The organism is Streptomyces sp. NPDC002788, assembly GCF_053592115.1.
This window is the reverse complement of record NZ_JBSFVB010000020.1, coordinates 95,060-114,434: the sequence shown is the minus strand read 5'-3', so window position 1 is coordinate 114,434 and position 19,375 is coordinate 95,060. Positions and strand designations below refer to the sequence as shown.

Here is a 19,375-nt window from a genome sequence, read left to right as displayed (position 1 = left end):
CCACCATTTATTGACGTGCTAGAGTCGATCGCGAGAGGAGGACTTCATGCCACGACCACGCGCCACCAGTGACACCGAGATCCTCGCCGCCACCGCGCGCGCCATCGGGGCCCACGGCCCTGGCAAGCTCACCCTGGCGCACGTCGGTGCCGAGGCGGGAGTCTCCCCGGCGACGCTGTCGCAGCGCTTCGGGTCCAAACGGGGCCTGCTGCTGGCATTCGCCGCGGACGCCGCCGCTGATGCTGCCGCGCCATACCGGAGGGCTCGGGCCGCGCATGACTCACCCCTGGCGGCGTTGCACGCCGCCGCCGGCGAGTTCGCCGGTCACATGTCCACCCCCGAGGAAATGGCCAATCACCTCGGCATGCTCCAGCTCGACCTCTCCGATCCGGAGTTCCGCGTTCATGCCGCCGAACACACCCGCGCGGTCGATGCGGCACTGCGCGAGCTGCTTGCCGACGCCGTCGCGAGAGGCGAGCTCCCGTCCGGCACGGACGTGCCGCGCCTGGCGCGCGCCGTCCAGATCACCACCGACGGCTCCCTGCTGCGGTGGGCCCTCACCGGCGACGGCGATCCCGTCGCTCTTCTCCACGACGACCTTGACCACCTGCTCAGGAGCATCCCGTGACCTTCTCTGCCACTGTCTTCATCGGTACCAGCCTCGACGGCTACATCGCCCGTCCCGACGACGACATCGAATGGCTGACCTCGCGCGGCGAGAGGGCCGGCGACATGGGTTACTTCGAGTTCCTCGGCTCGGTTGACGCCGTGATCATGGGTCGCAACACCTACGACAGGCTCATCGGTTTCGGCGAGGAGAACTGGCACTACGGCGACCGCCACGTCGGCGTCCTGAGTACCACTCTTCCCGGGGACGCCGACCCCCGCATCACCGTCTACCGCGACATAGACAGCCTCGTCGCCGACCTCGACAAGCGCGGGATCAAGCATGTCTACCCCGACGGTGGACGCCTCATCCAGAGCTTTATACGCGCCGGACTCGTCGATGCGTTCATCATCAGCGTCGCCCCGGTCCTCATCGGCGCCGGTCACCGTCTCTTCGGTGACCTGACCGAGGACGTCCCGCTGCGCCTGGACTCGGCCACCGACATCGGCGGCTTCGCGCAACTGCGTTACACCGTGCAGAAGTAGCGGCGCATGACCGGGCAGGCCGGTGACGCAGGGCGAGGAACGGGACGGTCAGGGTGCAGCGGGCGGCGACGAGGTCGGCGCCCGCTGCACCCAGCAGCCAGGAGAAGGCCGGGCCGCGGAATGAGTCAGTCGCCCCCGGCCGCCGGTTTCACATGGCGTCGGCGAGGTCATGGCGTGGCTGCACCTCCAGGCGCAGGTCGTGGACGTACTCGAGCGCTTTCTGCATCCATCGCACGTCGGCGTCGAGATGGGCGATCACAAGATCCGCGGCGAGCATCTCGCCGACCGATGCGCCCGGGCTGGTCTTGACCGCGGTCAGCTCGCGCATGCGCGCCAGGTGCGCGGCGCGCTGTGCGGCCAGGTGGTGGCGACCGCGCCCAGTACGACGGCCGCAACGTAGGTGCCCAGCGGCTCGCCCGGCAGCACGAGCCACACGAGGCTGGCGGGCGCGGTCAGCAGCAGTGGCCAGACGGCGGAGAAGCTGGCGTCCGCGTGCTCGATCGCCACCTGGTCCGCCATGGCCCAGACGAGAACGGCGGCGCAGACCGCCAGGTACAGCCGACGCAGCAGGTTTCCGGCCGCCATGGGGCGTGCGCCGGCGGGCCGGTGAGGCGTGTCGCCCTTCATGATGTCCCCCGAAGGATTCGGTCGATCTCGTGGTTCCTGTGGACGGAGGCGCGCGCGGCCGGTTCACGCGGCGCACTACTCGGGTGGCCTTCTCACGGCGCCGTACAGGACCGAGAGCCTCCCCACGGCTCTACGGCGCAGCGGCACGAGCGGTTCGGGCTGCTTGGCGCGTTGCTCGGCCAACTGGAGGGCCGGCTCGGCGGGTTGCGCGTCTGAGGGCCGTGGGCCCCGCTCCGACCAGGCACACGGCACAGCGACTCACCGATGGCCGACGGCCCGGGGCCACCCTCATGGGACTCCGGGCCGCCTGTCTCACCGTGCTTCTTCCGCGGTCAGACCCCGGTGTGCCGGGTGATCCAGTCGCGGATCTCCGGGATGCCTAGGGGGACGATGCTCGCTTCGCCGATGAGGGGGTTGTACTTGGCGGTGACGCCGATCTGCCGGGTACCGAGCACGACCGGGCCGCCGGAGTCGCCCTCCAGGTTGTGTCCGTCGGACTCGGCGGCGAAGAGGTAACTCGGGGAGCCGTCGTCCAGCCGCTGCACGCGCATGGAGGCAACCTTCAGCTTGCGAGAGGGGTGCTGATCGGCGTAGCTCGGATAACCCCAGCCCGATACGGCCACGTTCGAGCCGATGGAGGGGGTCACCCCGCGAGAGCTGATGGAGTTGACCTTCACCGAGGAGGGGAACGGCGAGGAGACGCGGAGCAGTGCCAGGTCGTTGGCACCGGCGAGCTCGTACTCCACGACCTGGCGCCGCTCGCCCTTGCCGAGGGCGCGGTCCCCGGCCCGTCTCCAGAGGGGGTTCGCCGATGGGCGGTCGTGGTTGACGAGGCAGTGCTTGGCCGTGATGAGCCACTCGCGGTGGATCACGCCGGCCGTGCAGATGTACTTCTTGCCGGAGTCGGCGTTGCCGTCGGGGCCGAGCCATACCTGTGCGGCTCCCCGCTGCTGACCTGCCTCGGCGCCGCCGATGATGGCCTCGGCCCGCGGCGCCGCGGGCCCCGCGAGCAGCGCACAGGTCGCGACGGTGACGGCGAACAGCGCTGATGTTGTAGCTGCCCGCGGCGGCAGCGGTGGACGGGGCGGCACCGGCGGGCGTGGCGGACAGCCCCGCCGCCAGGGCGGTGACCGCGGTCGCAGCGAACAGGACGCGCTTCGCGCGGGTCTTCCGGGGGGTGCGGGGATCGGCCTGAGCGGACATGGACGTCGACGTGGACATGCTGGAAAACCTCCAGTGAGAGATGGTGCTGCTGGTGGGAGATGGTGCTGAGGGCTGCGGGAGTCAGACGGCCCGGGCGATGCAGATCCGGGCGTTCCGGCGCGGTCCGGCCTCGTAGAACATGCACGAGGTGCCGGAGTCGGTACCGAAGGACGGAGCGGCCACCCGGCCGTTGTCGGACCCGATCGGCGTGTGGAAGACACCGAGGTGGTTCTCCCGGTCGAAGCCGTTGCCGACCTCGGTCACGCGCATCCGCCCGTCGTTGCCGTGGTGGACCACATAGGTCGTGCCGTCGCGTTGCACCAGGGTCGGTCCCCAGATGTCGGTCGGGCCGTCGGGCTCGGGGTTGACCAGTAGGGTGGAGCTGAACTGCCAGCCGTCCCAGCCGTTGGGCGACCAGCCGTGGAAGATCCGCCGCCCGCCCCGCACACCCATGAAGACCATGACGTACTTGTTGTCGCGCCCGGGCAGTGTGTGCGGGAGGACGCGGGCGTAGGAGGTTTCCGAAGTCCCGGAGACCAGGCGGGTGCTGAGAATCGGCGCCTCGTCCGTGAAGGTGAGGCCGACGGTGGACCGCGCGACTCTGGTCACGGTGTTCTCGCCGTGGAAGTAGCGGAAGAACTGCTTCGTGGCCGCGTCCCAGACCACATGGGGGGACGAGACATGGGTGACCGTGGTGCTCGGCAGGTACTTGTCGATGACCGGGTTGCCCTCGTACTCGACGAAGGGCCCCTCCAACGAGTCGGCGAACGCCACGCAGATGCCGCCGGGATCGTCGTGCGGCGCGTATACCGGGAACGCGCACCGCTGATCTTGTCGTACACCCCGCGGACGCAGGGGAAGATGAACTCACCGGTCGGGGTGATGTTCCACCGGCAGGGCCGGTGCATCCCGCAGGTAGCGATACGTCGGCAGCCCCGCGGGACCCGCCGCCCGGGCCGTTCCCGGGGTGGCGAGCGTGCTGCCCGCGCCGACCACGATGCCGGCTGCTCCGGCCGCTGCTCCGCGCAGCAGGCTCCGCCGGTTCGTGGGTGACTTCCGACTCTGGTGCAAACCGTCCATTCCGCCCTTCTTTGCGTGTAGACCGAACGCTGCAGGACGAAGCTATGTGCCCTGCAAGACGCCGAGTTGTCCCTCCGTGCCCGCGAACCTGTCACTGAGTGACGCGATTTGTTCCAACCATTGAGCGCCCGGCTTCATCTTCTACAGGCCGCAGGGCCGCCACAGCAGGGAGGAACCATCGTGAGCATCGTGCTGTCCACGGCATCGGTGCCGGCCGCAGAGCGGCTGGACTACTGGCACGAGGTGATCAGCCAGACGTACGAACAGCTGGCGTCTGTCCGGCTGAACGTCTCCACTCCCACGGAAGCGCCGTACAACGGCGTGCTCAGAAGCCACCGGATCAGCAGCATGCAGGTTGCCACGACCGAGGCCGACCCCTTACAGGTCCGCCGGACCACACGCGGCGTCGCCGGGGCGGACACGGACTACCTCAGCGTGTGCTTACAGGAACGCGGACTGCTGGTGATCGACCAGGCCGACAGCCGGACACTCCTGCGGCCCGGATCCCTCACGCTCTTCGACACCACCCGCCCCTACACCGTCTCCTACCCCGAGCCCTTCCGCATGCACGTCATCCAGGTACCGCGGTGGATGGTGGGCGTTCGCGAGGCCGACCTGCGGTGTGTCACCGCGGTGTCCATGGACGCGGACACCGAAACCGCGGCCCTGGTCATCCCGTTCCTGTCCCGGCTCGCCACGCGGCCGGCAAGCCATCCACAGGAGATCGGCGACCTGCTCGTCCGCAACGCCGCGGACCTGCTGACCACACTCGTCACCGAGCGACTGGGCCGTGACGTCACCGACACCGATGCCGCCCTGCGGCTGCGCCTCAAGGCCTTCATGGACCGCCACCTCGCCGACCCCGGCCTCTCCCCGCAGACCGTCGCCGCCGCCCACCACATGTCCATACGTCACCTGCACCGGCTCTTCCAGGCAGAGGAGACCACCGTCAGCCGCTGGATCCAGCACCGCCGGCTCGAGGCATGCCGCCGCGAACTCGGCCGCCCCGGCCGGCACGCCCCGGCCGTGACGGCGATCGCACACCGCTTCGGCTTCACCAGCCCCACTTCCTTCAGCCGCGCCTTCCGCGCCGCCTACGGCATGTCTCCCCGCGAATGGCGCGCGGCAGCCCGCCGCGACCAGACACAGAGGGACACGACCAGCGCTCGGACGATGGGCCCGGACGGTCCGGTCCGTGACATGTGACGCCGAGTTCCCTTGCGGGGCAACCCTCCTGGGGCACCCAGGGTGACGCCGTCTTCAGGTCTGATCACCCGTTCCCGCCAGGCGGCCGCCAGCTTTTCCGAGCAGTCCGCGAACAGCCCGTGGGGCAGCCCAGCTTGCGCACGCCGTTGAGCTTGGTGATCTCCATCAGCAGGGAGTCCAGGCCCACCGCGCCAGTGCCTTCTCGACCCGGGTCCGGCCCGGCGGCTCGATTTTCCGGGCCCGGCACTCCACCAGCAGAGCCTCGCGCTGCCGGTCCTCCATCAACTCGACCGGACAGATCTCCGCGGCCGTCCACGTGGCCAGTGCCTTCTCGTCTGCGACCGTCGACGGCCGGAACCCCAAGGCATGCGGATCTGCTTGCGGTGGTACTCAGCAGTCCGGCCGACCAGCGTGTACCTCGCAAAGCCGGTGGCCGGGACCTTCACCAAATCGGCGACGTACTCCACCGCGGCCGGCGGGACCTCTTCCAGCACATCGGGGAACCGGCCTTCCAGCTCGAAGAACTTCAGCAACAGGCCCAAGCCGAGCTTCGGTCGCCCCGCTCTTGTTCGCCACCAGGTTCCAGTCGCCGCCTACCAGCGACCAGTTCGCCAACAACTCCTCTGGCGACAAGGACCGCTCCTCCGCGCCGCGCAGGTAGCGCAGAAGGCCGGCCGCCGACGGGCGACGCCAAGGTTCCACCACTCAGGCGTTGGCGTGGCGACGCCAGGCCGTCCTCCGCGGAGCGGCATGGTGCACCGGCTCACCCGAACCGGCGGCCTGCTGACGCCGCAGCCACAGGGATGCCGTGGACAGCAGAGCGACGAAGACCACCAGGAACACCACCGACACCCACATCTGTCGGCCTCCAGGGTTGTCCCATGCCGTCGATGCGGCCGCAACAGCCCACAACACCGCACCCGTTGCGTAGAAGGTGCGGATCCTGCGCAGCTGGCGCAGGGCTCGTACGGATCCAGCGTGATCAGTTTCCGGTGCCATGCCGACGCAGGTACCCCGAATCCGGCTTCCGAGACTGCCCTCGTGTCAGGTGCAGTCGGTTTCCCGCACGGCGGATTCGCGGAGGCGGGTGTTGCCGGGGTGGTCCCGCAGGGTGGTTCGGCGTGGTACCGCCTGTGAAGCACCCGGCGGGACCATTCGCCGAGTCGGCCAGGGAGGTCGTGCCATGCTCATCGCACTCGGGCTCGGCTCGGGCTGGGCGGTGTCACCCAGGCCGCGGCGCTGCCGGAAGCCGGTCGCTCACGAGCCGCATCCGGTATCAGGCATGGGACAGTGCGAAGGAAACCAGGAAGCCGCTGACCGTGACCAGCCCGATCGCCAGGTGCGCTTCCTGGAACGCCTCGGGGATCATCGTGTCGGCGATCATGGCCAGGATCGCGCCGGCGGCCACGGCCGTGACCCCGGCGATCACGGTGGGCGAGAAGCCTCCGAGGACGGCGTATCCGAGGACCGCGGAGGCTGTGCTCGCGATCGCGATGGCGGCCCACACCCCGAAGACGTATCCCTTTCCGCGTCCGGACTTCTTCATCCCTGCCGAACTGGACAGGCCCTCCGGGATATTGCTGATGAACACCGCCGCGACCGTCACGAGGCTGACTGCCCCACCGTCGAGCAGGCCGACGCCGATCACCGCCGACTCGGGTACTCCGTCCAGCAGCGCGCCCAGCGCCAGAGCCAGGCCCGAGCCGCTCCGTTCCTCCTCAGACGGCTGCGTCTGCCCCGTGTGCCGGCCCGATCGCTTGCGGTGGCGGGCGCCGCGGCGGGCCAGCCACAGGTTGCCCGCCGTGTAGGCCACCGCCCCGGCCAGCGTTCCCACGGCTGCCGGGGCGAGCCCACCCTGCTCGTAGGCTTCGCCGACGAGCTCGAAGGACACGGCCGAGAGAAGCACGCCGGCGCCGAAGGCCATCACGAGCGCGATGACCTTTTGCGATACCCGCATCCCGTAGCCGAACACCGCTCCCAGCAGGAGAGCACTTCCTGCCAGCAACCCCCAACCACCTGCTTGAATCACCTCGGACATGCCGCGTCGTGTACCCGCGCGAGCTTGATCAGCACCTCGAGTCTGTCCCAGGGCACTCGCACGGCCGGTGAGCTCGTCCTGGCCCTGTACGGCCGTATTCCGGCGGGCTCCCTGAAACTCGACGGTGACCGCCGTCAGTTCGACCTGCTCATGGCCTGGGGCCCGGATCAGTAGGAGGTGAGAGGGGCAGCGCCGGGGAGGGCCAATGCATGGGCATCGATGCGTTCGTCCACGGCGGTGGGGTCAGCTCGTGCGCGGGCGGCCGGGACGGTTGAAAGGGACGGGCACGGTGGCGCGGCGGGAGCGAGCGGAAGGGGCAGATATGAACGACCAACCGTCGGCCTCCACCGTCCCCGCCGCGGGGAACAGTCCGCGGGCCAGGGCCTCGTCCAGCAACGCCCTTGCTCGGCCCGGTTCGTGCAGGTTCAGATACGTCCAATCAGGCAGGCGCATCACCGCACCCTCATCGAGGTATCCGTCGGCGATGACGCGGTCGGGCCCCGGCCGGAACACGATCCGCAGACGGGCTCCGACTCCCGGACGCCACAACGTCAACGTGCTGCTGCACCCGGGGTAGCCCCGCAGCTGATCGTGCCGGTGCCCGAAGCACCACCCGTACACCGTGCCGTCCACCACCATGCGGCGGCGCCTGCGTCTGCTCCCCACAGCGGCACTGTAGGCCCCCCGGGGACAGGACCGCCTCAGTCGGCATCGCCTGCAAGGAAGCCGAGCAGGGCGGTCGCGAGGACATCGGGGGCCTCTTCGGCCATGTGGTGCCCGGAGTCGATCGGGCCGCCGTCGAGCCGGTCGCCCGCCCAGTCGCGCCAGACTCCCAGTACGTCGCCGTAGAGGTCGGCCATGTCGTCGTGGGTGGCCCACAGCACCTGCAGCGGACAGTCGATGCGTCGGCCGACCTGCCGGTCGGCGTCGTCGTGCTCCCGGTCGATGCCGAGGCCGGCGCGGTAGTCCTCGCACATGGCGTGCACGGTGGCCGGGTCGTGGATCGCACGCCGATAGTCCTCGTAGGCTTCGGCGCCCATCGGCTCGGCGGTGGCCTTGTACCAGGCGTCGGGGTCGGCGTTGATGACGCGTTCGGCGGGCTTGTCGGTCTGCCCGAGGAAGAACCAGTGCCACCAGCTTGCGGCGAAGGTCGCGTCGCAGCGCCGCAGCGCCTCCCCGATGGGCACGGCGTCCAGCACGCTGACGGCGGACACGGCCTGCGGGTGGTCCAGGGCGAGACGAGTGGCCACGTACGCACCCCGGTCGTGCCCGACGACAGCGAACCGTTCATGCCCCAGGCCGCGCATGACCGCGAGGCAGTCGGCAGCCATGGCCCGCTTGGAGTACGGACGGTGCTCCGGGTCGGTGGCGGGCTTGTCGGACTCGCCGTAGCCGCGCAGGTCGGGGCAGACCACCGTGTGACCGGCCGCGACCAGCAGCGGGGCGACGCGGTGCCAGGTCGCGTGGGTGCGCGGATGGCCGTGCAGGAGCAGCACCGCAGGTCCGCTGCCGCCGTGACGTACCCGCAGTCGAGCCCCGTCCCCTTCGCACCGCGTCAGCTCGAAGTCGTCGAACACGTGGCCTCCCGGTCCCGGACGTCACAGTTCAGGTGCCCCAGAGCACTTTGTCCATGCGGAGGGTCGTCCCTGTCATCCGTGTGTGATCGTCGCTGTGTTCACGGGCGAGCCCCTGAAGCGGAGCGGGCAGTGCCGCGGTGATGACGAGCCGCTGCGCAACCTGCTGGGGTTGCCACTTGGTCGGCAGCCCCCGGCAGGTCGGGCTCCGGCACCTCGGCACGCGCCACCTGAGCCGGCCTCGAATGTCCCGTCCACCGGGGCGACTTCTCGGTTACGATCACGTCTCGGCCGTGGTCGTCTCGACCGGAGAGGGACCCCATGTGGCGCAGACTGGTCGGCACGGTGGCCGGTCTGCTGGTGCTGTTCGTCGGCAGTCTCGCCTTCAACGCCGCCTCCGGGCAGAGCCGCTGGCCCGGACCGCTCGACTTCGTGCGCGTCCACCCCTGGATCGTGCTTCTGATGCTGGTCCCGCTCGCGTGGGCCGGACTTCGCCCGCAGCCGCGCGATGACCGCGCACCCCGCCCGACCGCACCGGCGACGTACCGGCTGCCGCCACGCAACACCCATTTCACCGGCCGCGACGCCGCTCTGCGGCAGTTGCGGCAGCACCTCACCTCCGCGGGCGATGTCACGATGGAGGTCGTGCACGGCCTGGGCGGCGTGGGCAAGACGCAGCTGGCCGTCGAGTACGCGTACCGCCACCTGCACAAGTACCGGTTCGTCGCGTTCGTCGACGCGGAGGACCCCGACCTCATCGCATCTCACTTCGCCTCTCTGGCCCGCGAGCTGGGGCTCAGGGAGGTGGGCTCGGAGCAGGTCGTATCAGGTGTGTACACCACACTGCGGGATCGCAGGCCGTGGCTGATCATCTTCGACAACGCGGAGAAGCCCGGCACCCTCCTGCACGCGCTGCCGTCGGGAGACCTCGCGAGGAACGGCCACGTCATCGTCACGACCAGGGTGAGCGGATGGTCGGGCACGTCCGGTGTGCTGGATTTGCAGGTGTTCACCAGGCGGGAGTCGGTGGACCTGCTGGTTCACCGGGTGGCCCGTATGAGCGCTGGGACGGCGGACCGGATCGCGGAACAACTGGGGGACCTGCCACTCGGGTTGGAGCAGGCAGCGGGATACATGGGCTACAACCAGACAGCGCCCGACGAGTACCTCGCCCTGTTGACGTCGCGGTTGGAGGACATGATCGCGCGGGGTGAACCGGCCGACCGGCCGGCGGTGGTCGTCGCGACCCTGTGGCAGCTCAGCGTGCGCAGACTGCACCAGGAACACCCGCAGTCCGTAGAGCTGTTGGAGCTGTGCGCCCTGCTGGCCCCGGACCCCGTCCCGCTGGACCTGTTCACCGGCGACCCGGAGCCGTTGATCACGGCGGCGGGCGACCCGCTGGCCTGGGACACGACCGTCGGCGCCCTGGCCGGCCTGGGCCTCGCCCGGCGCGAAGACTCCGCCCTGGTACTGCACCGGCTGGTGCAGGCGGCCGTCCGGGCCTCGATGACCGACGACCTGCTGGCGACGAACCGGGCCCAGCTGTGCCGTGCCCTGCTGACGGCCGTGCCGCACGACATCCACGGCCATCCGGACGCTCGGCCGCGCTGGCACCGGCTGCTCCCGCACGTCCTGGCCGTGACCAAGGGTGACCCACCGGCCCCGTGCGCGGCGGACACGGCGCATCTGCTGCGGCTGGCCTCGGAGTTCCTCCTTGCGATCGGTGACCGCGCACTGGCGCTGCCCCTGTGCGAACGCGCCCTCGCGCTCGACGAAGCGCTCGAGGGCCGGGACGCAGAGGTCGGCTTCGATCTGATCACCCTGGCGCAGATCCACCGCGACCTCGGCGCACCGCAGACGGCACGCCCGCTGGCCGAGCGCGCGCTGCGCCTGCACGAAGCCTGCCTGCCGGCCGAGAGCCCGGCCGTCGCGACGGACCTGGCGACACTCGCACGGACGCTGTGCATGCTCGGCGAGCACCGGGCAGCCCTGCCCCTGGCCGAGCGGGCGCTGCGGATCGACGAGGCCGCGCACGGGCCGGACGACCCCTACGTGAGCTTCGACCTGATCGCACTGGCGACGGTCCACTTCGACCTCGGCGACCCCGCGACAGCCCTGCCGCAGATCTCACGGGCGCTGCGCATCCGCGAGGCCCACTACCCGCCGGACCACCTGTACATCGGCTATGCCCTGCTGTTCAAAGCCAAGGTGCTGCATGTGCTGAACGATCCGTCCGCAGCGGATTTCGCACGCCGGGGCGCGCAGATCCTGCGCGCCCAACTGGGCAGCAGCCATCCCAAGACCGAGGAGGCCGTCGCGTTGGCGGACCGCCTGAAACGGTGAGTCGTGGGGCCCGGCACGTTCCTTGCGGCCTTTGGTCCCCGACTGTGCGGGAGTCGCACGACGACGCGCCTCGATGCCGGCCGCATGGTCGTGCCGCGGGGACAGGGTCAGGCGGTCCGGGGCCAGGTGCGCAGGAGCGCGGCGATGCCGGCGGCCGTGCAGGCGGGGTCCCGCACGAGGTCGCGTAGGGCTACGGCGTCCTCGCGGGTCGGTTTGACGGGGACGCCGGACGCTTCGAGGTACATCACGCCTGTCGCGGCGGCGACGGCCGTGTGGGAGCGCTCCAGCCGGCGGCAGCGGCCCAGGACGTGCACCAGGGCGGCGGCCCGGGCGCAGGGGCCGTCGTGGTCGGGCCGCTCCAGCAGTTCGGCGCGGTGCGCGGCGACTGCGGCCACCGGTACGCCGTGGTCGTGGGGGGGGCGGGTCCTGCGCGCTGGCGATCTCGACGACCTGCTGTAGCCAGGGGACGTCGATGTGCTTCCCTCACGCTACGTGTGTGCCCGGGGTGTGCTACCAGGACGATCAGTGAAGGTGCTCGCCGGACCGTGACGGACTGCCGGGTGGGTGAGCGCCGGGGGCGGGTCCGTGGGTTGCGGGCGGCCGGGAGGTCGGGCAGGAAGGATGACGGGGCATTCGGCAGGGAGCAGCCGTGCGATGAAGGAGAGTCCGCGCCATGGGAACCGCCGTGCACGTCCCGCAGACCCGGGACATGATCGGGGAAGAACTCTCCGGAGACGAGGCGTTCACCGCCCTGCGCCACTACGGGGGGCTGAGGCTGCTGACCGACTCCTTCGCACGGTTCCGTTACGCGGACGGCTTCACCAACGCGCGGGCTCTCGCCTTCCAGGTGGTGGTCGGACTGGTTCCGTGCACGGTGGCGCTTGTCGGGCTGGCCACGTCGGTGCACACGGAAAGCGTGGGCCGGGTCATCGAGCTGACGCTGGGCCGGATCGTGCCGGGTGCCAGTGCCCAGGTCGTGGAGGAAGCCTTCGACGGGACGAGGCGCACGGCTGGCGGCAATGTCTGGAGCACGGTCGCCCTGTGGCTCGGCCTGGGTTTCGCGCTGCTGAATCTCGCCTCGGCCATGGGGCAGATCGAGCGCGGCGCCAACCGCATCTACGGTATCGAGCGTGACCGGCCCTTCCCGCACAAGTACGTACGGGCGGTGGTGCTCGCGCTCGCCGCCGGTCTGCCCCTGGGGCTGGGGTTCGTCGTGCTCGTCGCCGGCGAGGCCGTGGGCGAGGCGGTCGCGGACACCGCGGGCTGGCAGAGCGGCGGAGGGCAGTGGTGGGCTGTGCTCGACCTCCCCGTGGGGCTCGTGCTGGCCTGGGTGGCCTCCGCCGTGATCTTCCGCTGGTCCCCGCGCCGCGTCCAGCCCGGATACACCTGGCTGGCCTTCGGCTCGGCCGTGCACCTGCTGCTGTGGGTGGCGGCCACCTGGCTGCTCGCCCTGTACGTCGAGGAGAGCGGTGCCTTCGGCGCCGTGTACGGGCCGCTGACCGCCTTCATCGCGCTGCTGCTGTGGGCGAATCTGACCGCGGTCGCGCTCTTCCTCGGCATCGCGTTCGCCGCCCAGCTGGAAGCGGCCCGTGCCGGGATCACTTCAGCCGTCGAGCCGGATCCCGGACCGGGCGCGTGAGGCCCCGCGGCCTGCTGAGGGGCGGCGCCGCGTCCGGCAGCCGCCCGCCACGTCGTCAGCTGCTTGCCGCGGCGGTCACCGTGGCAGGGTCCACTCCTGTCAGTTCGACGATGCGGTGCGGTGCCACGCCGGCGGCCAAGGCGCGTGAGATCAGGCCGTCACGGCCGCCCGCGCAGTCGCGGTAGGCGAGCAGGTCTTCCTCGATGCGGGCCAGGGGCTGCGGTGTCATCCGGTGACGGAGACGACGAAGCTCCTCCTCGCTCAGGGGGACGGGCACGCTTTCGGTGTCCTCCGGAATGGCCGCAGTCTCCTCGGGCGGCAGCAGGCGCAGGTGCGGGGAGGCGGGTGTGCTGTTGTGAGCGTCCAGCCATGCGCGCACCGCGGGCGTTTCCATGCAGGCGAGATCACCGACCGCGGCCGGGGGCACGCCGAGCGGCGCTGACGCGTCGTCGAGCAGGAACAGGTAGGCGTCGTCGGTCAATCTCGGCTCCTTCTCGATGTGGGGGGCTGATGGACCTCCCTGTACCCCGCCGCGCCCGGATTACCTCCGCACACCCTGCGCGATGAGCCCGTTCGGCACAGCCCAGGTCGATGTTGCCGACTGCTGACCGAGCCGCTGGAGACGACCGCGCCATGCCCGGAGGCCGCCAGGTGCGGGAGGCGGCACGGCATCAGTGGTACGCGCCGGTCAGGGTGAGGTCTCCAGGCGGCCAGGTTGTGCCCGGACACCCGGGCGCCGTCCGGGAGTTCGGTGGCGACCCAGCCGGTGCGCAGCTTCTCCTCGAACTGGTCGAGGGTGACCAGGGCCCCAGCAGTCGATCAGCCCGTCAGCGTAGATGAAGAGGTCGGTGAGGAAGTAGTCCGTTGCGGATGAAGGCGTGTCGCCAGGTTCCGGGGACGCGTATGCCGTCCGCCGTGCGGTAGGTGATCCGGTTGCCGATCATTCGGGCCATTCTGTCGGAACCGCCGTCCGGCGCAACGGAAATTGCGCTCGTCACCACGTCCCGCCCGTGGCCGCGCGTACCGGCAGCCGGGTCCTCCGTCACGGCTCGGCGGAGGACCCGGCTCCCTCAGGGGCGATGGATCAGGAGGACTGGGCGCTCTGGTACAGGTTCTGGGCGTCCGCGCCGAAGTACGGGCCGTACATGGCGTTCGGCAGGAAGTTGTACTTGAAGCTGTTCACCGAGGACTGCAGTCCGGTCCCGGTGGCCTCGTCGAACTGGGTGAACCAGGGGCCGCCGCTGGACCCGCCGGTCATGTTGCAGGTCATACCGTGGTCACCGGAGAGCAGGAAGTCCCGGAACGTGGTGCCGCTGCAGTAGACGAACTTCTCACCGTCGTACGGTGCCGCGGCCGGGAAGCCGAAGGAGTACATGGCCTTGTTGTAACCGGTGTTGAACGCCAGGCCCTGGCCGCCCACGACATCGGTCAGCCTCTTGCCGTCCAGGGGGGCCACCACGGCCGCGCCGATGTCGTAGTTGATGTCCTCACTGGCCGTCCACTGCGGCGTGGACAGGATCTTGGACGCGGTCCAGGTGCCGTACGGGCGCTGCCCGTCGTGGTAGCCGGGTACGAACACCCAGTTGGTGTGCCAGGCGCCCTGCATCTTCACGCAGTGGCCCGCCGTCAGCACAGTGGACTTGTTGGCGCTGGTGACGGCGTTGCCGGAGCAGGAGGCGGTGCGTCCCTGGTAGGTGAAGAACACCCGCCCCGCGGTCTTGGTCACCGCTCCCCCGCCGGACCAGGGTCCGCCGCCGTGCGGGAATGCCAGGGGGCCGACGGCGGAGGCGGGCGCGCTGGGCGCCACGACCGTCGTCCTGCCCTTGCGCGGTGCCGTGGTTCGCGCGTCGGAGGGGTCGACGGTGAGGACGTCGAGCGGGGTGGCCTCGCGCATCCGCTGCGGGGTCCAGAAGGACAGGGCGCGTTCCCGCGCCGAGGGGGTCACCGCGCCGGGGTCCGGTGCGGCGCTCGCCGGTGCGGTGGTGATGCCGGTCGCCAGCAGTGCGGCGATCCCGGCGAGTGCGCCGAGAAGGGTGCGGCGGGCGGGGGTGCCGCCGGCGGCGGAGCGAAGGCTGCGGGAGCTGCCTATCACGCGGTCTCCTTCTGCTGTGGGGGCCGGGCGGCGGGAAGCCCGTTCGCCCGGTCAGGCAGGGGTGTCACTGCGGACAGTCAGAGGGCAGCGTGCCACCGGGAGACCGATATGGACAGGTGCATGTCATGACGTTGGCCGAAACTTCACGCACTCTGCGCGTGCCACCGGACAAAAGAGAACCCGGCCTCCACATGGAGGCCGGGTTCTCGTGGAGCCGACGGTGTCAGAGGGTGGGGCCGGCGTCGCCGCCCGGCCGGATGCGCCCGCGCCATGCGCCGGACTCGGCGCCGCGCTCCTCGACGTACTTCTTGAAGCGCTGCATGTCGCCCTTGACCCGGCGGTCGATCGTGCCCATCATGTCCGCGGCCTTGTCCACCGCTCCGCTGGGCTGGATCTCCATCACGAGTTCCACCCTGGTGTGGGTGTCGTCCACGCGCTCGAAGCGGACGGAGCCCTTCTGGTCGGTGTCCCCACTGGTCGTACGCCACGTGACACGCTCGTCGGGCAACTGGTCCACGATCTCGGTGTCGAATTCGCGGCGTACGCCACCGACCTTGGTGATCCAGTGGTTGTGGCGGTCGTCCAGCTGTTTGACCTCCTCGACGCCCTCCATGAAGTTCGGGAACTCCTCGAACTGCGTCCACTGGTTGTAGGCGGTGTGGACGGGGACGTCGACTTCCACGGTTTCCTTGACGGTGCTCATTTGCAATGCCTCCGTTTTCACTGATCGACTGCAGGAGGCCCTTCGGCCACACAGGTCCGAACCCGCAGCGACCGAGTACCCGTGATGTTTCGGATGCCACATCGAATTCGATCAGGGTGTCGCTGCACGGTCTTCGCCCCGGCCGTACTCACCGTGAGGGCACCCGGCGCCGGGGATGTGAAGGGCTGGGGGCGGCCGCGGCGCTGCGCTTTGGACGCCGGCGGGCCCGAGGGGCCGATGAAGGGACCGTCACCCCGGTGCGCGTCAGGCGGCGGGGGCGGCGGCCCCGGCCGTCTCGGAGCGGAAGCCGTGGCCCAGCTCGGGGGCCAGACCGTGGTAGTGGCGGAAGTCGTAGATCAGCGGGCTCCACACTGCGGGGTCGATGTGGCGGGTGCCGGGCACGACGACGCGTTCGGCGGCGTGGACCCGCAGAACCTCGCACTCGACGCTGAGGAAGAGACCGGCTCCGCCCGGTGTCGTGGCACGGACCCGGGCCTCCAACTGCAGGGCGCACCCGGCGACTCGCGGCGGCCGCACCAGGTCGGCGGGGACCGGGGTGAGCCCGGCCGGTCCGTTCGCTCACCGCGGCCCGCCGGCACCGGGCCGGGCCGTCGGATTCGCCCGCGTCTGCTACGACCATCTCGGCGGCTCCCTCTCCGTGTCGATGACTGACGCCATGACCGCTCGCGGACTGATGTGCTGGAAGTCCGGCCCGGCTCACCGCGTCCGGGTCGGCTTGGCTGACGAGCATCGGCGTCGGGGAGGCCACGGACCGTCGGCACGTGCGGACCTGCCTGGACTGGACGGAACGGCGCCCGCATGTGGCGGGCGCGGTGGCCGCCGCCCTGTTCCGCCATGCGCTGGAGGCGTCCTGGCTGGTGCTCGCGGACGGCTTGCGCGTGGTGCGGCTGACCGACCCGGGGCGGGACGCCTTCCGCAAGCACCCGGATCTGCCGGACGAGGTGCTCACGGCGTGAGCGTCCTCGCCCGGGAGGGTCCGAGTGGCGGGATCAGAACCGGTGTTGCTGCTGCGGCCGGCCTTGGGCCTGGCCGCCGGGGCCGCCCGCCTCCTGGGTCTGCAGCTGCTCGGCCTGCTCCTTGGTCACCTTCTGTTCCGCGCCGCAGAAAGTGCACTGCGTGAGGTACTTCGTCGAGATCGGGAACAGCGGTACGAAGAACAGCGTGAACTTCGTGACGCGCTTCCTCAGCGTGTGCGCTGCGGGGTTGCCGCACTGGCCGCACACCAGTGTCAGTATCGCCAGCTGGTACAGATAGCCCTTGGTGCCAAAGATGATCACGTGTCGGTCCTTCCCGGGTCGGATCTTCTTCCAGTGTCCTGTATCGGGCGTCCGGTGCGCGCCCCTCGTTCGGGGCCGGGTGGCGTCCGGCGCGCCGATGCGGTTCCGCGGCGACCTCGATCTCACCCGAAACGCAGCCGTGCCCCCAGACGACCTGGGTTCCCTCGTCGTCTGGTCCTGGCGGGGCACCACCCCCGCCGGGGACGTCACCTGCCTCCCGGCTTGCTCCCTCGGAGACGGCGCGAACCGTCCGGAGGCCATGTCGAAGGCCATCGGGCAGCCGCTGAGCGCGGGGCTCCCCCGGGCGAGGGACTCGCACACGCGACCCAGCGGCCCGGCCTGCCGGTGAGCCTGCTCGTGCCCGGGTCGGCCGTCCTCACCGTGCAGCACCTCAAGTCCCTGTTCGTCCGGCCACAGACCTGGCCGGAGGCGATGGGCGAACTCGGGTACGCCTGCCGCGTCTTCACCACGGCCCCTGGCCGGCCGACGCCGAGCCCGGTGACGCCGAGACGCTCGCCGTCTTCACCTCCGACGAGGACGCGGCGGCCTCGGCGGCCATGTCGTCCTGCCCGCGCGCAGCCCGCGCGGCTGAAGCCCGTACAGCCCGGGCCGCATGGCGGTGGCCCGCGCTGCGGTGTGCCGGTGGTCAGTTGGACAGGGCCGTCAGCACCACGGACTTGGCTTCCTCCTGGACCTGCTCGAGGTGGTCGGGGCCGAGGAACGACTCGGCGTAGACCTTGTAGACGTCCTCGGTGCCCGAGGGGCGGGCCGCGAACCAGGCGTTGGCCGTGGTCACCTTGATGCCGCCGATGGGCGCGCCGTTGCCGGGCGCCTCGGTGAGCACCGCCGTCACCGCGTCCCCGGCCAGGGTGTCCGCGGTGACCTGGGCCGGGGAGAGCTTGGCGAGCAGCGCCTTCTCCTCGCGGGACGCGGGGGCGTCGATCCGCGCGTACGCCGGCGCACCGAAGCGGGCGGTCAGCGCCGCGTAGTGCTCCGACGGGGTCTTCCCCGTGACCGCGGTGATCTCGGAGGCCAGCAGCGCCAGGAGGATGCCGTCCTTGTCGGTGGTCCACACGGAGCCGTCCCGGCGCAGGAAGGACGCCCCGGCCGACTCCTCGCCGCCGAAGCCGATGGTGCCGCCGGCCAGCCCGTCGACGAACCACTTGAAGCCGACGGGCACCTCCACCAGCTCGCGGCCCAGGTCGGCGGCGACCCGGTCGATCATGGCGGAGGACACCAGGGTCTTGCCGATGCCGGTGGGGGCCGGCCAGCGGTCGCGGTGGGCGTACAGGTAGGAGATGGCGACGGCCAGGTAGTGGTTGGGGTTCATCAGGCCCGCGTCCGGGGTGACGATGCCGTGCCGGTCGGCGTCGGCGTCGTTGCCGGTGGCGACCTGGAAGCGGTCCCGCTGCTCGATGAGCGAGGCCATCGCGTACGGCGACGAGCAGTCCATGCGGATCTTGCCGTCCCAGTCCAGCGTCATGAACCGCCAGGTGGGGTCGGTGTGCGGGTTGACCACGGTCAGATCGAGGCCGTGCTGTTCGGCGATGCGGCCCCAGTAGGCGACGGACGCCCCGCCCAGCGGGTCCGCGCCGATGCGCACCCCGGCCGAGCGGATCGCGTCCAGGTCGAGCACGCCGGGCAGATCGGCGACGTAGGTGCCGAGGAAGTCGTGGCGGCCGGTGGTGGGGGCGGCGAGGGCCCGGGCGTAGGCGATGCGCCGGACGTCCTTCAGGCCGCCCCGGATGATTTCGTTCGCCCGGTCCTGGATCCAGGACGTCGCGTCGGAGGCGGCGGGGCCGCCGCTGGGCGGGTTGTACTTGAAGCCCCCGTCGGCGGGCGGGTTGTGGGAAGGCGTGACGACGACGCCGTCCGCGAGGCCCTTGGTGCGGCCGCGGTTGTGGGTGAGGATGGCGTGCGAGACGGCCGGGGTGGGCGTGTACCCGTCCGCCTCGTCGATCAGCACCGTCACCTCGTTGGCGGCGAACACCTCCAGGGCGGTGGCCCGGGCCGGCTCCGACAGGGCGTGTGTGTCGGCGCCCAGGAACAGGGGGCCGTCGATGCCCTGGCCGGCGCGGTACTCGCAGATGGCCTGACTGGTGGCGGCGATGTGGTCGTCGTTGAACGCGCACGCCAGTGACGATCCGCGGTGCCCTGACGTTCCGAACGTGACGCGCTGCCCCGGGTCGTCCAGGTCGGGGCGGAGCGCGTAGTACGAGGTGACCAGCCTGGCGACGTCGACGAGGTCCTCGGGTCCGGCCGGACTGCCCGCTCGCTCGTGCTGCATGGGCCCGCTCCTCCGCATGAATGTGATCCTTCGCTTGCGGTCTCATCCTTCCCCGTCGCAGCGGCGACGCGCGAGGGGGCCCCTGTGACGGACGGGGTGTGCGTCGGGCCGTGCGGACGGAGGCCGCACGAAT

23 protein-coding genes and 4 pseudogenes are annotated in these 19,375 nt (G+C 70.7%); 8 read left to right on the top strand and 19 right to left on the bottom strand.

Going from position 1 to position 19,375, the window contains the following annotated elements:
* Nucleotides 1-46 precede the first annotated feature (46 nt).
* Nucleotides 47-628, top strand: coding sequence for a TetR/AcrR family transcriptional regulator (locus ACWD1U_RS31185; RefSeq protein ID WP_451112577.1), 582 nt, complete (start codon nucleotides 47-49; stop codon nucleotides 626-628).
* A complete protein-coding gene (locus ACWD1U_RS31180) occupies nucleotides 625-1,152 on the top strand; it encodes a dihydrofolate reductase family protein (RefSeq protein WP_451112575.1) in 528 nt (175 codons plus the stop codon). Before ACWD1U_RS31185 ends, ACWD1U_RS31180 begins: the two co-directional genes overlap by 4 nt.
* 148 nt (nucleotides 1,153-1,300) lie before the next feature.
* On the opposite strand, the gene ACWD1U_RS31175 is transcribed toward ACWD1U_RS31180, so the two are convergent.
* From ACWD1U_RS31175 to ACWD1U_RS31155, 5 genes are all read right to left on the bottom strand, one after another.
* Entirely contained in the window at nucleotides 1,301-1,480 is a 180-nt protein-coding gene (locus ACWD1U_RS31175) for a hypothetical protein (protein WP_451112574.1), read from the bottom strand.
* Nucleotides 1,468-1,779, bottom strand: a complete 312-nt coding sequence (locus ACWD1U_RS31170) for an SCO4225 family membrane protein (protein ID WP_451112572.1) — start codon at nucleotides 1,777-1,779, stop codon at nucleotides 1,468-1,470. Before ACWD1U_RS31170 ends, ACWD1U_RS31175 begins: the two co-directional genes overlap by 13 nt.
* A gap of 332 nt (nucleotides 1,780-2,111) precedes the next feature.
* Nucleotides 2,112-2,870, bottom strand: coding sequence for a trypsin-like serine protease (locus tag ACWD1U_RS31165; RefSeq protein WP_451112570.1), 759 nt, complete (start codon nucleotides 2,868-2,870; stop codon nucleotides 2,112-2,114).
* A 193-nt stretch (nucleotides 2,871-3,063) separates the two neighbouring features.
* Nucleotides 3,064-3,756, bottom strand: coding sequence for a hypothetical protein (locus tag ACWD1U_RS31160; RefSeq protein ID WP_451112568.1), 693 nt, complete (start codon nucleotides 3,754-3,756; stop codon nucleotides 3,064-3,066).
* A gap of 93 nt (nucleotides 3,757-3,849) precedes the next feature.
* Nucleotides 3,850-4,062: a hypothetical protein gene (locus ACWD1U_RS31155; protein WP_451112566.1), complete on the bottom strand. Its 213-nt coding sequence runs from the start codon at nucleotides 4,060-4,062 to the stop codon at nucleotides 3,850-3,852.
* A gap of 180 nt (nucleotides 4,063-4,242) precedes the next feature.
* Between ACWD1U_RS31155 and ACWD1U_RS31150 the strand changes: the two genes are divergently transcribed.
* On the top strand, nucleotides 4,243-5,268 hold the full coding sequence (locus ACWD1U_RS31150) for a helix-turn-helix domain-containing protein (RefSeq protein ID WP_451112565.1): 1,026 nt from the start codon (nucleotides 4,243-4,245) through the stop codon (nucleotides 5,266-5,268).
* A gap of 165 nt (nucleotides 5,269-5,433) precedes the next feature.
* Here the strand turns inward: ACWD1U_RS31150 and ACWD1U_RS31145 are convergent, their stop codons facing one another.
* The 4 genes from ACWD1U_RS31145 to ACWD1U_RS31130 form a co-directional block, all read right to left on the bottom strand.
* Nucleotides 5,434-5,631, bottom strand: coding sequence for a hypothetical protein (locus tag ACWD1U_RS31145; RefSeq protein ID WP_451112644.1), 198 nt, complete (start codon nucleotides 5,629-5,631; stop codon nucleotides 5,434-5,436).
* Entirely contained in the window at nucleotides 5,550-5,801 is a 252-nt protein-coding gene (locus ACWD1U_RS31140) for a DUF4158 domain-containing protein (protein ID WP_451112636.1), read from the bottom strand. The genes ACWD1U_RS31145 and ACWD1U_RS31140 overlap by 82 nt, the downstream gene beginning before the upstream one ends.
* A gap of 172 nt (nucleotides 5,802-5,973) precedes the next feature.
* Nucleotides 5,974-6,267, bottom strand: coding sequence for a hypothetical protein (locus ACWD1U_RS31135; protein WP_451112563.1), 294 nt, complete (start codon nucleotides 6,265-6,267; stop codon nucleotides 5,974-5,976).
* 277 nt (nucleotides 6,268-6,544) lie between these two features.
* The gene (locus tag ACWD1U_RS31130; RefSeq protein ID WP_451112561.1) at nucleotides 6,545-7,306 is read right to left on the bottom strand and encodes a ZIP family metal transporter; all 762 of its coding nucleotides are present in this window, start codon (nucleotides 7,304-7,306) and stop codon (nucleotides 6,545-6,547) included.
* A gap of 24 nt (nucleotides 7,307-7,330) precedes the next feature.
* Between ACWD1U_RS31130 and ACWD1U_RS31125 the strand changes: the two genes are divergently transcribed.
* Nucleotides 7,331-7,480 carry a hypothetical protein gene (locus tag ACWD1U_RS31125; protein ID WP_451112559.1) on the top strand — a complete coding sequence of 50 codons (150 nt, stop codon included), beginning with the start codon at nucleotides 7,331-7,333 and terminating at the stop codon, nucleotides 7,478-7,480.
* A gap of 69 nt (nucleotides 7,481-7,549) precedes the next feature.
* On the opposite strand, the gene ACWD1U_RS31120 is transcribed toward ACWD1U_RS31125, so the two are convergent.
* Both ACWD1U_RS31120 and ACWD1U_RS31115 read right to left on the bottom strand, forming a co-directional pair.
* The gene (locus tag ACWD1U_RS31120; protein ID WP_451112557.1) at nucleotides 7,550-7,972 is read right to left on the bottom strand and encodes a hypothetical protein; all 423 of its coding nucleotides are present in this window, start codon (nucleotides 7,970-7,972) and stop codon (nucleotides 7,550-7,552) included.
* A 35-nt stretch (nucleotides 7,973-8,007) separates the two neighbouring features.
* Nucleotides 8,008-8,883, bottom strand: coding sequence for an alpha/beta fold hydrolase (locus ACWD1U_RS31115; protein WP_451112555.1), 876 nt, complete (start codon nucleotides 8,881-8,883; stop codon nucleotides 8,008-8,010).
* Between the two features lie 318 nt (nucleotides 8,884-9,201).
* On the opposite strand from ACWD1U_RS31115, the gene fxsT reads away from it, so the two are divergent.
* Nucleotides 9,202-11,223 (top strand): FxSxx-COOH system tetratricopeptide repeat protein, encoded by a 2,022-nt coding sequence (gene fxsT, locus ACWD1U_RS31110; protein WP_451112553.1) that lies wholly within the window; start codon nucleotides 9,202-9,204, stop codon nucleotides 11,221-11,223.
* A gap of 107 nt (nucleotides 11,224-11,330) precedes the next feature.
* On the opposite strand, the pseudogene ACWD1U_RS31105 reads toward fxsT, so the two are convergent.
* A pseudogene (locus ACWD1U_RS31105) lies at nucleotides 11,331-11,697 on the bottom strand (fic family toxin-antitoxin system, toxin component).
* A 199-nt stretch (nucleotides 11,698-11,896) separates the two neighbouring features.
* On the opposite strand from ACWD1U_RS31105, the gene ACWD1U_RS31100 reads away from it, so the two are divergent.
* Nucleotides 11,897-12,862, top strand: a complete 966-nt coding sequence (locus ACWD1U_RS31100; protein WP_451112551.1) for a YihY/virulence factor BrkB family protein — start codon at nucleotides 11,897-11,899, stop codon at nucleotides 12,860-12,862.
* A gap of 55 nt (nucleotides 12,863-12,917) precedes the next feature.
* Here ACWD1U_RS31100 and ACWD1U_RS31095 read toward each other — a convergent pair whose 3' ends face one another.
* The 5 genes and pseudogenes from ACWD1U_RS31095 to ACWD1U_RS31075 form a co-directional block, all read right to left on the bottom strand.
* Nucleotides 12,918-13,343, bottom strand: coding sequence for a DUF6003 family protein (locus tag ACWD1U_RS31095; protein ID WP_451112549.1), 426 nt, complete (start codon nucleotides 13,341-13,343; stop codon nucleotides 12,918-12,920).
* A gap of 218 nt (nucleotides 13,344-13,561) precedes the next feature.
* Nucleotides 13,562-13,806, bottom strand: a pseudogene (locus ACWD1U_RS31090) (DUF7638 domain-containing protein); the annotation flags it as partial.
* A 140-nt stretch (nucleotides 13,807-13,946) separates the two neighbouring features.
* Nucleotides 13,947-14,954, bottom strand: a complete 1,008-nt coding sequence (locus ACWD1U_RS31085; protein WP_451112547.1) for a trypsin-like serine peptidase — start codon at nucleotides 14,952-14,954, stop codon at nucleotides 13,947-13,949.
* A gap of 223 nt (nucleotides 14,955-15,177) precedes the next feature.
* Nucleotides 15,178-15,657, bottom strand: coding sequence for an SRPBCC family protein (locus ACWD1U_RS31080; RefSeq protein WP_451112545.1), 480 nt, complete (start codon nucleotides 15,655-15,657; stop codon nucleotides 15,178-15,180).
* 264 nt (nucleotides 15,658-15,921) lie between these two features.
* A pseudogene (locus ACWD1U_RS31075) lies at nucleotides 15,922-16,224 on the bottom strand (flavin reductase family protein); the annotation flags it as partial.
* A 215-nt stretch (nucleotides 16,225-16,439) separates the two neighbouring features.
* Here ACWD1U_RS31075 and ACWD1U_RS31070 point away from each other — a divergent pair.
* Nucleotides 16,440-16,634, top strand: a complete 195-nt coding sequence (locus ACWD1U_RS31070; RefSeq protein WP_451112543.1) for a hypothetical protein — start codon at nucleotides 16,440-16,442, stop codon at nucleotides 16,632-16,634.
* A 33-nt stretch (nucleotides 16,635-16,667) separates the two neighbouring features.
* Here the strand turns inward: ACWD1U_RS31070 and ACWD1U_RS31065 are convergent, their stop codons facing one another.
* Nucleotides 16,668-16,955 carry a zinc-ribbon domain-containing protein gene (locus ACWD1U_RS31065; protein WP_451112541.1) on the bottom strand — a complete coding sequence of 96 codons (288 nt, stop codon included), beginning with the start codon at nucleotides 16,953-16,955 and terminating at the stop codon, nucleotides 16,668-16,670.
* Between ACWD1U_RS31065 and ACWD1U_RS31060 the strand changes: the two are divergent.
* A pseudogene (locus tag ACWD1U_RS31060) lies at nucleotides 16,948-17,372 on the top strand (DUF5949 family protein); the annotation flags it as partial. The gene ACWD1U_RS31065 and the pseudogene ACWD1U_RS31060 overlap by 8 nt on opposite strands.
* A 229-nt stretch (nucleotides 17,373-17,601) precedes the next feature.
* On the opposite strand, the gene pgm reads toward ACWD1U_RS31060, so the two are convergent.
* Entirely contained in the window at nucleotides 17,602-19,242 is a 1,641-nt protein-coding gene (gene pgm, locus ACWD1U_RS31055) for a phosphoglucomutase (alpha-D-glucose-1,6-bisphosphate-dependent) (RefSeq protein ID WP_451112539.1), read from the bottom strand.
* Nucleotides 19,243-19,375: the final 133 nt, after the last annotated feature.

Bases quoted from the DNA above. Each gene is read 5' to 3' on its own strand.
- pgm (WP_451112539.1), bottom strand. From the start codon at position 19,242: ATGCAGCACGAGCGAGCGGGCAGTCCGGCCGGACCCGAGGACCTCGTC.
- fxsT (WP_451112553.1), top strand. From the start codon at position 9,202: ATGTGGCGCAGACTGGTCGGCACGGTGGCCGGTCTGCTGGTGCTGTTC.
- ACWD1U_RS31185 (WP_451112577.1), top strand. From the start codon at position 47: ATGCCACGACCACGCGCCACCAGTGACACCGAGATCCTCGCCGCCACC.
- ACWD1U_RS31130 (WP_451112561.1), bottom strand. From the start codon at position 7,306: ATGTCCGAGGTGATTCAAGCAGGTGGTTGGGGGTTGCTGGCAGGAAGT.
- ACWD1U_RS31155 (WP_451112566.1), bottom strand. From the start codon at position 4,062: ATGGACGGTTTGCACCAGAGTCGGAAGTCACCCACGAACCGGCGGAGC.
- ACWD1U_RS31100 (WP_451112551.1), top strand. From the start codon at position 11,897: ATGGGAACCGCCGTGCACGTCCCGCAGACCCGGGACATGATCGGGGAA.
- ACWD1U_RS31135 (WP_451112563.1), bottom strand. From the start codon at position 6,267: ATGGCACCGGAAACTGATCACGCTGGATCCGTACGAGCCCTGCGCCAG.
- ACWD1U_RS31175 (WP_451112574.1), bottom strand. From the start codon at position 1,480: ATGCGCGAGCTGACCGCGGTCAAGACCAGCCCGGGCGCATCGGTCGGC.
- ACWD1U_RS31080 (WP_451112545.1), bottom strand. From the start codon at position 15,657: ATGAGCACCGTCAAGGAAACCGTGGAAGTCGACGTCCCCGTCCACACC.
- ACWD1U_RS31170 (WP_451112572.1), bottom strand. From the start codon at position 1,779: ATGAAGGGCGACACGCCTCACCGGCCCGCCGGCGCACGCCCCATGGCG.